Origin of the sequence: Escherichia sp. F1 (genome assembly GCF_046764225.1) — a bacterium.
Lineage (GTDB): Bacteria > Pseudomonadota > Gammaproteobacteria > Enterobacterales > Enterobacteriaceae > Escherichia > Escherichia coli.
In genome coordinates, this window is the sequence record NZ_CP177202.1 from 3,633,109 (window position 1) to 3,647,545 (window position 14,437).

Here is a 14,437-nt window from a genome sequence, read left to right on the forward strand (position 1 = left end):
ATTTATTCGATGGGTAAAGAAGTGGTGTATTTAATCTGTTCCATCGCGAAGCTGGAAGTGACGTCCGACAGCCCCGGCACGCTGTTTACCAGACGCTTATAAAATTCGTCGTAGCGTTTCATGTCGGCAACCTGGACGCGCATCAGATAATCGTATTCACCGGCCATGCGCCAGAACCCCAGCACTTCTGGCATTTCGGTAACCACCGTGACAAAGCGGCAATACCATTCGCTGCTGTGATGTTGCGTTTTTATCAGCACAAAGGCGGTCAGGCCGAGGCCTATTTTTTCCGGATCCAGCAGGGCGACTTTGCCGATAAGGATACCGTCGTCCTCCAGCCGTTTCAGACGCTTCCAGCACGGGGTGGTTGTCAGATTAACGGCTTCAGCCAGTGCCTGCAAAGAGAGGGTGCAATCCTGCTGTAGTAAGGCCAGCAGCTTACGGTCAATTTTATCTAACATAGCCCTTCCACGGAGAATTTTTTTCTCTTTTAATTCTATTTTAAAGGTGAAATCGCGACAATTTATTCTGTGCGGTTTAAACACCACGGCACAAAATGACAAATTCAACGCAAAAAAAACCGGGCAATTGCCCGGTGCTGGAAGGGATCTCGTTATTCGGGGGAATAAGGTAGATGTGGATAGTCCAGCCAGTGCGTCAAATAGTGAGAGACAGCCTGATTTCGGCAATGTCCAATCACCGGTAAATGCGGGAGTTCCGCGCGCAGTTGCGGCATCGCATTGCCCATAATAAAGCCGCTACCGACGCTGCCTAACATTTCGCGATCGTTCATCGCATCACCAAAGGCCATGCAATCGCGCAACGATAAACCTAAATGTTGGGTCAGCACCGTCAATGCTGCGCCTTTATTGCAGCCCACCGGCAGCACTTCGAGGCAATCCGTGGCGGAAAAACATAAATGTGCACGCTCGCCTAATGCTTCGTGTAGCTGGATCTGCAAGCGTGTAAGATCGTCGTGATCGCCACAGAAGCAGATCTTGGTGACGCTGCCGAGTGGCATTTTTTTGACATCGATTATCTGATAACGAAAACCGCTATAGACAAATGCCTGCAACAACGCAGGGATCTCTTTCCCGGTAAACCAACCATCGTCATTGAAGATATGCATGCTGGCTCGGGTATCCCATTGCTGATACAGCACCAGCTCCGCGACATCCGCAGGTAAATCATCACGATGTAAAAGTTCACCTTCCAGAGAATGTACGCGCGTTCCGTTGCCAGTAATCAAATATGCATCCAACGATAGCGCCCCGAGAATATGCTGCATCTCCAGCGCATGACGCCCCGTGGCAAAAGTGAGGGTAATGTCGCGTTCACGCAGCCGCGCCAAAGTAGAGAGGGTTTTCTCACCTAAATGATGGTCAGGCATCAATAAAGTGCCATCCATATCAAATGCTGCCAGACGAGCCATTTCTTTCTCCACTCTGTGACACGGTTAATGGTGATTGAGTATCACCTGATATATACGGAAGTAATAGTGAATAGTTAAATAATATTGTTCCGGGTTTATATGCGACTGCTCAACCGTCTTAACCAGTATCAACGTCTGTGGCAACCTTCCGCCGGAAAGCCGCAAACCGTCACCGTCAGCGAACTGGCCGAACGCTGTTTTTGCAGCGAACGCCATGTTCGTACGCTGTTACGCCAGGCACAGGAGGCGGGATGGCTGGAGTGGCAGGCGCAGTCAGGACGCGGAAAGCGCGGGCAACTACGCTTTCTGGTCACGCCAGAATCGCTACGCAATGCGATGATGGAACAGGCGCTGGAAACCGGAAAGCAGCAAGATGTGCTGGAGCTGGCGCAACTGGCCCCAGGTGAGCTGCGCACTCTGTTACAGCCGTTTATGGGCGGACAATGGCAAAACGATACGCCCACGTTGCGTATTCCCTACTATCGCCCGCTCGAACCGCTACAACCGGGCTTTTTGCCCGGCCGTGCCGAGCAGCATCTCGCCGGACAGATATTTTCCGGCCTGACCCGCTTCGATAATAATACCCAACGCGCGATTGGCGATTTAGCGCATCACTGGGAAACCTCTGCTGACGGGTTACGCTGGGACTTTTATCTTCGTTCAACCCTACACTGGCATAACGGCGATGCAGTAAAAGCCTCACACTTACACCAGCGATTATTGATGCTGTTACAACTGCCAGCACTGGATCAATTATTTATTAGCGTGAAGCGTATTGAAGTCACCCATCCGCAGTGTCTGACCTTCTTTTTACATCGCCCCGATTACTGGCTTGCGCACCGGCTGGCGAGCTATTGCAGCCATCTGGCGCATCCGCAATTCCCCCTGATCGGCACTGGTCCTTTTCGCTTAACACAATTCACAGCGGAACTGGTGCGCCTGGAGAGTCATGATTATTACCATTTACGTCATCCGCTGCTTAAAGCGGTTGAGTACTGGATAACTCCGCCGCTTTTCGAAAAAGATTTGGGAACCAGTTGTCGGCATCCCGTGCAAATCACTATCGGCAAACCTGAGGAGCTGCAACGGGTCAGCCAGGTCAGTAGTGGCATCAGTTTAGGTTTTTGCTATTTAACGTTGCGCAAAAGTCCCCGACTGTCCCTCTGGCAGGCGCGAAAAGTGATCTCCATTATTCATCAATCCGGTTTATTACAAACGTTAGAAGTCGGAGAAAACCTGATCACCGCCAGTCATGCATTACTGCCAGACTGGACTATTCCACAATGGCAAGTACCGGATGAAGTCAAACTACCGAAAACCTTGACGCTGGTTTATCACCTACCGATAGAACTTCATACCATGGCAGAACGCCTACAGGCGACACTGGCAGCGGAAGACTGTGAACTTACAATTATTTTTCATAACGCAAAAAACTGGGACTACACGCCCCTACTGGCACACGCAGACCTCATGATGGGCGACAGATTAATTGGCGAAGCACCGGAATATACCCTGGAGCAATGGCTGCGTTGCGATCCACTGTGGCCACATGTTTTCGACGCTCCAGCATATGCACATTTGCAATCGACCTTGGACGCGGTGCAAGTAATGCCTGATGAGGAAAACCGATTTAATGCCCTGAAAGCGGTTTTTAGCCAGTTAATGGCAGATGCGACGCTGACGCCGCTGTTCAACTATCACTATCGCATTAGCGCCCCTCCCGGCGTGAACGGTGTGCGACTGACACCGCGAGGCTGGTTTGAATTTACCGAAGCCTGGCTTCCCGCGCCGTCGCAATGAATAGCTGGTCCGGGTTAATCGCAGGCGTTACCATAACGCTTTTATTGTTCAAGCAGGATTATCTATGAAACGTGCTGTCGTTGTGTTCAGTGGAGGCCAGGATTCCACCACCTGTCTGGTGCAGGCATTACAACAATATGATGAAGTCCATTGCGTGACGTTCGATTACGGTCAGCGGCATCGCGCAGAAATCGACGTGGCACGCGAACTGGCGCTGAAACTGGGGGCACGTGCGCATAAGGTTCTTGATGTAACGCTGCTCAACGAGCTGGCGGTCAGCAGCCTGACGCGTGACAGCATTCCGGTGCCTGATTATGAGCCTGAAGCTGATGGCATCCCGAATACGTTTGTCCCTGGGCGTAATATTTTGTTCCTGACACTGGCGGCAATATATGCGTATCAGGTAAAAGCAGAAGCCGTAATTACCGGCGTCTGCGAAACGGATTTCTCCGGCTACCCGGATTGTCGTGATGAGTTTGTGAAAGCACTGAACCATGCCGTCAGTCTGGGTATGGCGAAAGATATTCGTTTTGAAACGCCGCTGATGTGGATTGATAAAGCGGAAACCTGGGCGCTGGCTGATTATTACGGCAAACTGGATTTAGTCCGTAACGAAACGTTGACCTGCTATAACGGCATTAAAGGCGACGGTTGCGGTCATTGTGCGGCGTGTAATTTACGCGCCAACGGTTTGAATCATTATCTGGCCGATAAACCGACGGTGATGGCAGCGATGAAGCAGAAAACCGGGTTGAAGTAATTATTCCGGGTGTCGCCGGATGCGGCTTGAGCATCCGGCACCACAAAACGTTTACCTCACCATCTGCACAAGCTTTTCACGTAGTTCCCCTTCCAGGGCTAACGCTTTCTGCGTTTTAAGATCGATACAAACAAACGTAATAAGCGCATCCGCTACCACCTGCCCTTCCGGCTCCAGTGTAATGACCTGGCTTAGGATGCCGCTTTTACCGTTTAATTGCTGTAACTGACTGGTAATGGTTAACAGGTCGCTTAATACCGCCGGGCGACGATAGTTAATATTGATATTGACCACCACGAAAGCGATGTTATGGGCCGTCATCCACTGAAAACTGTCGCTATTTTCCAACCCATCCCAGCGGGCTTCTTCGAGAAACTCAAGGTAGCGAGCGTTGTTAACGTGCTGGTAAACATCGAGATGATATCCACGAACTTTGATTTGTGTTTGCATAGCGCGAGAACCTTACGTTGTTGTTATAAGTACGGAGGTCATAACTGGTATGACCTCTTCAGTCTGGCAAAAAATTGCCACTATGCAAATTAATTACAGGGTTAATACCGCCAGATTACGCTCCACCAGCGAATTGCCCATCCCCGGCACCTGCTTTAGATCCTCCACCGTTTTAAACGGACCGTACTCTTCGCGATAACTGACAATCGCCTGCGCTTTCTTCAGGCCAACGCCATTCATCGCGCGGGCTAACTCTTCCGCGCTGGCATTATTAATGCTGACCCGGATGCCTTCTTCGTCACTGGCTTTCGCCGGTACTGCTGCTTTACTTTGTGCTGCAGGAGCTTCCGCTTTGGTTTCTACCGTTGTCGGTTTCGCCGCAGGAGCTGCCGCCAGAGCACTATGAGACATTCCGGCACAGGCCAGGGACAGGGTAATGAGCAGTGCTTTAATTCCGTGTTTCATACTGTTTTCTCCTTGTTTGTTAACAGTGGAATCACCTTAACGGCAGTGAAAACAGGAAACAAATGGCAATGTTCAGAAATGGAAAAGGCCGCGAAAGCGACCTTTTCTTGTTACAGCTGCAAAGCATTTTTTTGCGAGGCGGCTTCAGGATTATTGCTGTTCCAGCGCATCGCCAATTTTGATTTTCGCCTCTTTACGCAGGTTACTCATCAGCGCTTCAAAGACGATTTGTGCGTTGTTCTGGGTGATACCCTGCACCATCGCTTTTTTCTGATCTTCCGGCATTGAACCTTGTTTCACTTCGTCCAGCGCCAGCAGAACCACATTACCTTGCATATCGGTCGCCATACCGTAGCTCGGTTTGTCTTTCGCTGGCAGTGGTAGTGCAAACGCCGCCTGGCTAATCGGGTCACGACCGGAACGGCTTAAGGTTTTCGGCTCGCCAAATTTCAGACCGGCAGCCTGCATAGCTTCCGCACCTTTGCCGGCTTTCAAATCAACCAGCAGTTTCTCAGCATCCACTTTCGCCTGTTGTTCAGCTTTGTTGTGCTGAACCAGTGCCTTAACTTGTTCCTGAACATCTGCCAACGGTTTCACCGCTTCCGGTTTGTGCTCGCTGATGCGCAGCACGAATGCGCGGTCGCCGTCTACGGTGATGATGTCAGAGTTGATGCCCGGCGCGCCGTTTTCACCTACCAGACCGCCGTTAAAGATAGCGTCGGCAACCGGCTTGAAGTTCAACTCTTCCGGCAGGTTATCTTTGCTGAACCAACCCGTCTGAGTGGCTTTAACGCCGGCTGCTTGCTCTGCACCGGCCAGAGACTCGGTGTCGTTGCTTGCCGCATCGCTCACTTTCTGCTGCAGCGCATAGTACGCATCGAGGGCTTTTTCGTGTTTCACTTTCGCCGCAATGTCGTCACGTACTTCGTCTAACGATTTCACTTTCGCTGGCTGAATGTCGTCCAGACGTACAATCAGGAAACCGACCGAAGATTTGATGACACCAGACAGTTGGCCTTTCTCTTTCAGACCAGCATTTTTCAGTTCGTCCGGGATAGTGGCATCTTCTAACCAACCCATATCGCCGCCGTTACGAGCAGAGATAATATCGGCAGATTTTTCTTTGGCTAATGCAGCAAAATCACCGCCTTTATTCAGCTCATCAAGTACCGCTTTCGCTTCATCTTCAGTTTTGGTCTGGATGATGCTGTAGCGGGTACGCTGCGGCTGGGTGAATTGATCCTGATGCTGATCGTAGTAGCTCTGGATATCCGCATCGCTAACCGGTTGCTGCATCGTTGCGGCATCCAGCTTGATGTAACTCACGCGGAATTGTTCCGGCGTCATGAAATTGTTTTTGTTTTGTTCGTAGTAGCTGGCAATTTCCTGTTCGGTCACAGGCTGCTTCGCCGCCAGCGCGTTAACATCGATAGTCGCTTCACGCACCACGCGTTGTTGAGCTACCAGTGCCGCCAGCTCGTCGGTTTCACCTTTCAGCATAAAATCGGTACCGGCAACGCCGTTAATCAGCTGTTGGGTAGTGAGCTGGTTACGCAGCGCCTGGGCGTACTGATCGGCGGTCATCCCCATCTGGTTGAGGATACCGTTATAGCGGCTGTTATCAAATTTGCCGTCAACCTGGAAGGCTGGGGTCGCGAAAATCGCCTGTTTAACCTGCTCATCGCTGATACCCAGTTTCAGCTCACGAGCGTACTGATCCAGCAGCGCCTCGTCGATCAGACGATTCAGCACCTGTTGACGCAGGGTTTTCATATAGCCTTCGTTCGCTGCAAGCTCAGAGTATTGATCGCCCAGCTGTTGCTGCATGCGATTACGCTCGCTGTTGAAGGCGTTCTCGAATTGCCCACGGCTGATTTCCTGGTCATTCACTTTTGCGGCGTAGTTATTGCCTCCGCCAATCAGGTAACCACTCACGCCGGTCAATATGAACGACACGATAATGATACCGAAAATAATCTTGAGCACGAGACTGTTTGCAGCCGTGCGTAAGCTGTCCATCATGGTGTAACAACACTCCGCTGTAGATGACTGTGTACCTCACGCAACGTATCGATGCGCGCAAAGGCCTATTGTGACAAGAAACGGGGGCAATTGTCAGCCCACAAGACGCAGAAAGTCACCGAATACAAATAAAAAAGGCACATCAGTAGATGCGCCCTTGAACTTCGTCACATCCCCACTGGGGACAACGCTTAGTTTACCGCGTCTTTCAGTGCTTTACCTGCACGGAAGCTCGGTACTTTAGCGGCAGCGATGGTGATCTCTTTACCGGTCTGCGGGTTGCGGCCAGTACGGGCAGCACGCTCTTTAACGGCAAAAGTACCAAAACCTACCAGTGCTACATCATCCCCTTCTTTCAGAGATTCAGTTACGGAAGCAATAATAGCATCTAACGCACGGCCAGCCGCAGCTTTAGAGATATCAGCCCCTGCAGCAATCTTGTCGATCAATTGAGATTTATTCACTCTTCTCTTCCTCTTTATAATTTATATCGCACTTGAATCCTTCAAGGTACGAACGCGCAGCAGTTATATCAGGCCAGCCATCCCCTTACAACACCCCTTAATAAGGGCAAGCCCGATCCGCCATCTAACTTAGCGAGACAAAAAAAGGCTGGCAAGCCCGAATTAGCCTGCCAGCCCTGTTTTTATTAGTGCATTTTGCGCGAGGTCACTATTTTGCAGTCACAACCTGCATGCCAGACGGTTCATTTTGCAGCGCCAGAGTCAGAACTTCCTCAATGCGCTTCACAGGATGAATGTCCAGATCGGCAATTACGTTGTCAGGAATCTCTTCCAGATCGCGTTTATTTTCGAACGGAATTAGCACTGTTTTAATCCCGCCGCGATGCGCTGCCAGTAGTTTTTCTTTCAAACCACCGATCGGCAGTACCTGACCACGCAGAGTGATCTCACCGGTCATTGCCACATCGGCACGAACCGGGTTACCGGTCAGGCAAGAAACCAGCGCGGTGCACATAGCAATACCGGCACTCGGACCATCTTTCGGCGTCGCACCTTCCGGTACGTGGACGTGGATGTCGCGTTTTTCGTAAAAATCAGGGTTGATCCCCAGTTTTTCCGCACGCGCACGAACCACCGTTAACGCCGCCTGAATGGACTCCTGCATCACTTCACCGAGCGAACCGGTATAGGTCAGTTTGCCTTTCCCCGGAACGCACGCGGTTTCAATGGTCAGCAAGTCACCGCCCACTTCCGTCCACGCCAGACCGGTTACCTGACCGACACGGTTTTCGTTATCCGCGCGTCCATAGTCGAAACGCTGAACACCGAGATAGTCATGCAAGTTATCGCCGTTAATTTCGATATGTTTTAATGACTTATCGAGCAGTAACTGCTTAACCGCTTTGCGACACAGTTTGGAGATTTCACGCTCCAGACCACGCACGCCCGCCTCACGGGTGTAGTAACGAATAATGCCGATAATGGCGCTATCGTCGACGGTCAGCTCACCTTTTTTCAGTGCATTACGTTCAATCTGCTTCGGCAGCAGGTGACGTTTGGCGATGTTCAGTTTTTCATCTTCGGTATAACCGGAGAGGCGAATCACTTCCATACGATCCAGCAGCGGTGCCGGAATGTTCATGGAGTTCGACGTCGCGACAAACATCACGTCGCTAAGGTCGTAATCCACTTCCAGGTAGTGGTCGCTGAACGCTACGTTCTGCTCTGGATCCAGCACTTCAAGCAGTGCGGAAGCCGGATCGCCTCGCATGTCAGAAGACATTTTGTCGATCTCATCGAGCAGGAACAGCGGGTTTTTCACGCCCACTTTCGCCATTTTCTGGATCAGTTTACCCGGCATAGAACCGATGTAAGTACGGCGGTGACCACGGATTTCCGCTTCATCACGCACGCCGCCCAGCGCCATACGGACATATTTACGCCCGGTGGCTTTGGCGATGGACTGACCCAGGGAGGTTTTACCTACCCCCGGCGGCCCTACCAGGCAGAGGATCGGTCCTTTGATTTTGTTGACACGGCTTTGAACCGCAAGATACTCAAGGATACGATCTTTCACGCGCTCCAGACCATAATGGTCGGTATCAAGGATTTCCTGCGCCTGACGCAGGTCTTTTTTGACCTTGCTACGCGCATTCCACGGCACCTGTACCATCCAGTCGATATAACCACGCACTACGGTCGCTTCTGCCGACATCGGAGACATCATTTTCAGCTTCTGCAACTCTGCTTCCGCTTTCTCTTTTGCCTCTTTCGGCATTTTCGCCGCGTCAATTTTGCGCTTCAGGGCTTCGTTTTCGTCCGGCGCGTCGTCCATTTCACCGAGTTCTTTCTGAATAGCTTTCATTTGCTCGTTCAGATAGTACTCACGCTGGGATTTCTCCATCTGCTTTTTAACGCGGTTGCGAATGCGTTTCTCAACCTGCAGCAGATCGATTTCCGATTCCATCATTGCCATCAGATATTCCAGACGTTCGTTAACGTCGGACATCTCCAGAACGGACTGTTTGTCAGCCAGTTTCAGCGGCATATGTGCAGCAATGGTATCCGCCAGACGCGCCGGGTCGTCGATGCTATTCAGCGACGTCAGCACTTCTGGTGGGATTTTTTTGTTCAGCTTGATGTAGCCTTCGAACTGGCTGATTGCAGTACGCACCAGCACTTCCTGTTCCCGCTCATCAATGGTCGGCGACTCCAGATACTCCGCCTTCGCAGAAAAGTGTTCGCCATTGTCAGAGAGCGCAGAAATACGCGCGCGCTGTAACCCCTCGACCAGCACTTTGACGGTGCCGTCAGGCAGTTTCAGCATCTGCAATATAGAGGCCACGGTCCCGACGGTGAAAAGATCGTTTACACCCGGCTCATCCGTTGAAGCTTCTTTCTGCGCGACCAGCATAATTTTTTTATCATGGTCCATCGCCGCTTCCAGACAACGGATAGATTTTTCCCGCCCGACAAATAAGGGGATGACCATGTGCGGATAAACCACCACATCGCGCAGCGGCAATACGGGGATTTCAATGCGTTCAGAACGCTCAGGATTCATAGAGCTCTCTCTTAGTTTAATTTCCGCCAGGTAATCAGATGACACGACTGTGCTTCACGCCATCTATTAACATGTACGTCAGTATATGGGGATGTTTCCCCCACATTCAACGCCGAGAATAGAGGAAAAATTAAAGGGGAGATAAAATCCCCCCTTTTTGGTTAACTAATTGTATGGGAATGGTTAATTATTCACCAGATGCCTGTTGCGCTTCCGGCTTGCCATAAATCAGCAACGGTTTGCTTTGACCATCAATTACCGACTCGTCGATAACCACTTTCTCGACATCTTCCATGGACGGCAGATCGTACATGGTATCGAGCAGTGCGGCTTCTACGATGGAACGCAGGCCACGGGCACCGGTTTTACGCGCCATCGCTTTCTTAGCGATAGCATCCAGCGCCTCGTCACGGAATTCCAGATCCACGCCTTCCAGATTAAACAGCGCCTGATACTGCTTGGTCAGGGCGTTTTTCGGCTCTTTGAGGATCTGAATCAGAGCTTCTTCGCTCAGTTCATTCAACGTTGCTACAACCGGCAGACGACCAATGAACTCAGGGATCAGACCAAACTTGATCAGATCTTCCGGTTCAACCTGCGCCAGCAGCTCGCCTTCGCTTGCTTTGTCGGACTTCGCTTTTACCGTCGCGCCAAAACCAATGCCGGAGCCGGTTTCTACACGATGGGAAATCACTTTATCCAGACCGGCAAACGCACCGCCACAGATAAACAGGATCTTAGAGGTATCAACCTGCAAGAATTCCTGCTGCGGATGTTTACGCCCACCTTGCGGCGGAACAGCAGCTACCGTACCTTCGATCAGTTTCAACAGTGCCTGCTGTACGCCTTCACCGGAAACGTCTCGGGTAATGGACGGGTTGTCTGACTTGCGAGAAATCTTGTCGATTTCATCGATGTAGACAATCCCGCGCTGCGCTTTCTGTACGTCGTAATCGCACTTCTGCAACAGCTTCTGAATGATGTTTTCAACGTCTTCGCCCACATAACCGGCTTCGGTCAGCGTGGTTGCGTCGGCCATGGTGAACGGGACGTCCAGCAGGCGCGCCAGCGTTTCGGCCAGCAGCGTTTTACCGGAACCGGTCGGACCGATCAGCAGAATGTTACTTTTGCCCAACTCGACACCATTGCTGGTATCGCCGTTGCGCAGACGTTTGTAGTGGTTGTATACCGCGACCGCCAGCACTTTTTTCGCCTGTTCCTGGCCGATAACGTAATCGTCCAGGTGGTTACGAATTTCATGCGGCGTCGGTAGCGCACTGCGTTCACGATGCGGTGCAACTTCTTTAATCTCTTCGCGAATGATGTCGTTACATAAATCAACACATTCGTCGCAGATATACACGGATGGACCGGCAATCAGCTTGCGCACTTCATGCTGGCTTTTGCCGCAAAAAGAGCAATACAGCAATTTGCCTGAGCCATCTTTGCGTTTATCTGTCATGGGTCAAAACCTCTTCTTTGTTCTTTGTGCCGCACACGACGACGCAAATGCCATTCTCAGGCGCAAGCCGCTTACAGCGTTGTGCCGCCCTGGATAAGTATAGCGGCACAGTTGCGCCTCTGGCATCAATTACGATGGGTCAGAATCGAATCGACCAGACCGTATTCCACCGCTTCAGGGGCGGAAAGGAAGCGATCGCGCTCGGTATCACGTTCAATCTGTTCTAATGATTGACCCGTATGAAGCGCCATAAGTTCATTCATGCGCCCTTTAACTTTCAGAATTTCACGGGCATGAATTTCGATATCGGTCGCCTGGCCCTGGTAGCCGCCCAACGGCTGGTGAATCATCACGCGCGAATTCGGCAGGCAGAAACGTTTACCTTTTGCCCCTGCAGTCAGCAAGAAAGCGCCCATCGAAGCCGCCTGGCCCATACAGATGGTGCTGACATCAGGCTTGATAAACTGCATGGTGTCATAGATAGACATCCCGGCAGTGATCACCCCGCCAGGGGAGTTAATGTACAGATAGATATCTTTTTCTGGGTTTTCTGCTTCCAGGAACAGCATCTGCGCCACAATCAGGTTAGCCATGTGGTCTTCAACCTGGCCAGTCAGAAAAATGACGCGTTCCTTAAGTAGACGAGAATAGATATCAAAAGAGCGCTCACCTCGTGAGGTCTGTTCAATGACCATCGGCACCAGCGCCATATGGGGTGCAAAGTTATCTCGTTCGCCGCTGTATGACATTTCCGTCTCCTGGATAAAATTGAAAAAACCTGCTGTACCGATTGTAACCTTATGGACGGATTATCAGCTAGTCCCTGTGTTATGGGTACGGCATCACCATATTTCAAGCATAACAATCTTTTGTTGTTACGCTAACACCGAAAGAGGCTTTTCGCACGGTTCCATGCAAAATTCATGACAAAAAAAAGCCCACCACCTGGCGGTGACGGGCTTTTGTGCGAATTTAGCGCGTTATGCTGCGTAAATTACGCCTGCTGGTTCATCAGCTCGTTGAAAGTGGTTTCTTTTTCAGTCACTTTCGCTTTTGCCAGTACAGCTTCAACAGCCTGTTCTTCCAGAGCAACATTGCGCATGTTGTCCATCAGTTCTTTGTTTTTGCTGTAGAACTCGATAACTTCTTTCGGATCTTCGTACGCAGAAGCCATCTCTTCGATCAGGCCTTTCACGCGCTCTTCGTCAGCTTTCAGCTCGTTGGTGCGGATAACTTCGCCCAGCAGCAGGCCAACAACTACGCGACGTTTAGCCTGTTCTTCGAACAGTTCGCGTGGCAGTTCCAGAGCTTGTTTTTCGTTGCCACCGAAACGCTGTGCAGCCTGACGACGCAGAACGTCGATTTCACTGTCGATCAGCGCAGCCGGTACGTCGATGTCGTTAGCTTTTACCAGACCTTCGATCGCCTGAGACTTAACGCGGTTACGGATGGCGCTCTTCAGCTCGCGTTCCATGTTTTTACGCACTTCAGCGCGCAGACCTTCTACGGAACCATCTTCAACGCCGAAACGTTTGATGAATTCTGCAGTCAGTTCCGGCAGTTCACGCTCTTCAACTTTCTTCAGGTTGATAGCGAATTTCGCTGCTTTACCTTTCAGGTTTTCTGCGTGGTATTCTTCCGGGAAGGTCACGTCGATGGTAAACTCTTCGCCAGCTTTGTGGCCTTTGATACCGTCTTCAAAGCCCGGGATCATACGACCCTGGCCCATCGCCAGTACGAAATCAGACGCTTTACCGCCTTCAAACTCTTCGCCGTCTACAGAACCGGTGAAGTCGATGGTTACGCGGTCTTCTGCTTCAACAGCGCCGTCTTTTTCTTTCCAGGTCGCCTGCTGTTTACGCAGAGTATCCAGCATGCCGTCAACGTCAGCGTCGGTCACTTCAACGATCGGTTTTTCAACTTCGATCGCTTCCAGACCCTGCAGTTCAACTTCCGGATAAACTTCAAACTCTACAGAGTAGGTGAAGTCTTCACCCAGCTTGTATTCGCCCGGAACATAAGTCGGTGCGCCAGCCGGATTGATTTTTTCTTTAATGATGGCGTCAATGAAGTTACGGCTCATCAGGTCACCCAGAACGTCCTGGCGTACAGACGCGCCATAACGCTGAGCAACGATATTCATTGGCACTTTGCCTTTGCGGAAGCCGTCAATACGTACTTTTTTCGCAACGTTGACCAGCTCGCTTTTAACAGCGGTCTCGATGCTGTCAGCAGCGATAGTAATCGTTACACGGCGGCCAAGGCCTTGAGTGGTTTCAACTGAAACTTGCATCTTGTTACCTCAAAAAATCACAGTGCTCGGTCAACTCTTACCCCGCAAGCACAGGTTGTTGGCTTCGCGGAACCGGGATGTTCTTATAATCAATCACATTCCCTGTTACCAGAATCATCCCGAAAGCATTCAAATAGGACGCGGCATTATAGCGGCATCACTTTTATGAGTCGAGAACGGTTATTGCGCGCTGTCGCGTATTTTTTCACAATTCCCGGGCGATTTTCGTCTGAATGCTGGGCAAAAAGCGCAAAATCCAGACAAAACAAAACGGCCCGCAGGCCGTTTTTCATAAAATCTTTAGCAACATACTGGAAAAGCGCCGACAGTTGCAAATGCGTTTTTACACGATGCTTCCTGCTCCACGACAGGGAGGAGAGGCAAAGACGGTGTCCTGCAACCCTTCCCACTCCTTAATAGTGTAAGTATGCAGAGCCAGCGCATGAACGGTAGTAGAGAGTTCCTCCGCTAAAGTACTGTAAATCATTCGATGACGATTCAGAAAACGTTCACCCGTAAAACGATCGCTGACCAGCACAACTTTAAAATGGCTTTCAGAGCCGGCTGGGACATTGTGACGATAGCTTTCATCCACTACTTCGAGGAATACGGGTTGGAACGCCGCCCTTAATTTTTCTTCTATCCGCTCACGTATCATCATGAAATATCTCCTCCGACAACGCTGAGATGTCATCCATCCCTTTAAATACTAGCCGCTTTTACCGT

General features: G+C 50.8%; 13 protein-coding genes. 2 read left to right on the top strand and 11 right to left on the bottom strand.

Annotation, left to right across the window (positions count from 1 at the left end):
* Positions 1-2 precede the first annotated feature (2 nt).
* Both decR and cof read right to left on the bottom strand, forming a co-directional pair.
* The gene (decR, locus tag ACK8NJ_RS17515; protein WP_000884589.1) at positions 3-461 is read right to left on the bottom strand and encodes a DNA-binding transcriptional regulator DecR; all 459 of its coding nucleotides are present in this window, start codon (positions 459-461) and stop codon (positions 3-5) included.
* Between the two features lie 152 nt (positions 462-613).
* A complete protein-coding gene (gene cof, locus ACK8NJ_RS17520) occupies positions 614-1,432 on the bottom strand; it encodes an HMP-PP phosphatase (RefSeq protein WP_001305489.1) in 819 nt (272 codons plus the stop codon).
* A gap of 99 nt (positions 1,433-1,531) precedes the next feature.
* Here cof and ACK8NJ_RS17525 point away from each other — a divergent pair, with 99 nt between their 5' ends.
* Entirely contained in the window at positions 1,532-3,232 is a 1,701-nt protein-coding gene (locus tag ACK8NJ_RS17525) for an SgrR family transcriptional regulator (protein ID WP_411961835.1), read from the top strand.
* A 64-nt stretch (positions 3,233-3,296) separates the two neighbouring features.
* Entirely contained in the window at positions 3,297-3,992 is a 696-nt protein-coding gene (queC, locus tag ACK8NJ_RS17530; RefSeq protein ID WP_000817227.1) for a 7-cyano-7-deazaguanine synthase QueC, read from the top strand.
* Positions 3,993-4,043: 51 nt separating this feature from the next.
* On the opposite strand, the gene fadM is transcribed toward queC, so the two are convergent.
* From fadM to bolA, 9 genes are all read right to left on the bottom strand, one after another.
* Positions 4,044-4,442: a long-chain acyl-CoA thioesterase FadM gene (gene fadM / locus ACK8NJ_RS17535; protein WP_411961836.1), complete on the bottom strand. Its 399-nt coding sequence runs from the start codon at positions 4,440-4,442 to the stop codon at positions 4,044-4,046.
* A gap of 93 nt (positions 4,443-4,535) precedes the next feature.
* Positions 4,536-4,907, bottom strand: coding sequence for a helix-hairpin-helix domain-containing protein (locus ACK8NJ_RS17540; protein WP_094308354.1), 372 nt, complete (start codon positions 4,905-4,907; stop codon positions 4,536-4,538).
* A 150-nt stretch (positions 4,908-5,057) separates the two neighbouring features.
* Positions 5,058-6,929: a peptidylprolyl isomerase gene (ppiD, locus tag ACK8NJ_RS17545; RefSeq protein ID WP_000969372.1), complete on the bottom strand. Its 1,872-nt coding sequence runs from the start codon at positions 6,927-6,929 to the stop codon at positions 5,058-5,060.
* 191 nt (positions 6,930-7,120) lie between these two features.
* A complete protein-coding gene (gene hupB, locus ACK8NJ_RS17550; RefSeq protein ID WP_001043542.1) occupies positions 7,121-7,393 on the bottom strand; it encodes a nucleoid-associated protein HU-beta in 273 nt (90 codons plus the stop codon).
* A gap of 208 nt (positions 7,394-7,601) precedes the next feature.
* On the bottom strand, positions 7,602-9,956 hold the full coding sequence (gene lon / locus ACK8NJ_RS17555) for an endopeptidase La (RefSeq protein WP_001295325.1): 2,355 nt from the start codon (positions 9,954-9,956) through the stop codon (positions 7,602-7,604).
* Positions 9,957-10,143: 187 nt separating this feature from the next.
* Positions 10,144-11,418, bottom strand: a complete 1,275-nt coding sequence (gene clpX, locus ACK8NJ_RS17560; RefSeq protein ID WP_000130305.1) for an ATP-dependent protease ATP-binding subunit ClpX — start codon at positions 11,416-11,418, stop codon at positions 10,144-10,146.
* Positions 11,419-11,543: 125 nt separating this feature from the next.
* A complete protein-coding gene (gene clpP, locus ACK8NJ_RS17565) occupies positions 11,544-12,167 on the bottom strand; it encodes an ATP-dependent Clp endopeptidase proteolytic subunit ClpP (protein ID WP_000122253.1) in 624 nt (207 codons plus the stop codon).
* A gap of 245 nt (positions 12,168-12,412) precedes the next feature.
* On the bottom strand, positions 12,413-13,711 hold the full coding sequence (gene tig / locus ACK8NJ_RS17570) for a trigger factor (RefSeq protein WP_001198386.1): 1,299 nt from the start codon (positions 13,709-13,711) through the stop codon (positions 12,413-12,415).
* A gap of 343 nt (positions 13,712-14,054) precedes the next feature.
* Positions 14,055-14,372: a transcriptional regulator BolA gene (bolA, locus tag ACK8NJ_RS17575; protein ID WP_000973449.1), complete on the bottom strand. Its 318-nt coding sequence runs from the start codon at positions 14,370-14,372 to the stop codon at positions 14,055-14,057.
* Between the last annotated feature and the right edge of the window lie 65 nt (positions 14,373-14,437).

Bases quoted from the DNA above. Each gene is read 5' to 3' on its own strand.
- fadM (WP_411961836.1), bottom strand. From the start codon at position 4,442: ATGCAAACACAAATCAAAGTTCGTGGATATCATCTCGATGTTTACCAG.
- ACK8NJ_RS17540 (WP_094308354.1), bottom strand. From the start codon at position 4,907: ATGAAACACGGAATTAAAGCACTGCTCATTACCCTGTCCCTGGCCTGT.
- lon (WP_001295325.1), bottom strand. From the start codon at position 9,956: ATGAATCCTGAGCGTTCTGAACGCATTGAAATCCCCGTATTGCCGCTG.
- cof (WP_001305489.1), bottom strand. From the start codon at position 1,432: ATGGCTCGTCTGGCAGCATTTGATATGGATGGCACTTTATTGATGCCT.
- clpP (WP_000122253.1), bottom strand. From the start codon at position 12,167: ATGTCATACAGCGGCGAACGAGATAACTTTGCACCCCATATGGCGCTG.
- ppiD (WP_000969372.1), bottom strand. From the start codon at position 6,929: ATGATGGACAGCTTACGCACGGCTGCAAACAGTCTCGTGCTCAAGATT.
- queC (WP_000817227.1), top strand. From the start codon at position 3,297: ATGAAACGTGCTGTCGTTGTGTTCAGTGGAGGCCAGGATTCCACCACC.
- ACK8NJ_RS17525 (WP_411961835.1), top strand. From the start codon at position 1,532: ATGCGACTGCTCAACCGTCTTAACCAGTATCAACGTCTGTGGCAACCT.
- decR (WP_000884589.1), bottom strand. From the start codon at position 461: ATGTTAGATAAAATTGACCGTAAGCTGCTGGCCTTACTACAGCAGGAT.
- clpX (WP_000130305.1), bottom strand. From the start codon at position 11,418: ATGACAGATAAACGCAAAGATGGCTCAGGCAAATTGCTGTATTGCTCT.
- bolA (WP_000973449.1), bottom strand. From the start codon at position 14,372: ATGATGATACGTGAGCGGATAGAAGAAAAATTAAGGGCGGCGTTCCAA.
- tig (WP_001198386.1), bottom strand. From the start codon at position 13,711: ATGCAAGTTTCAGTTGAAACCACTCAAGGCCTTGGCCGCCGTGTAACG.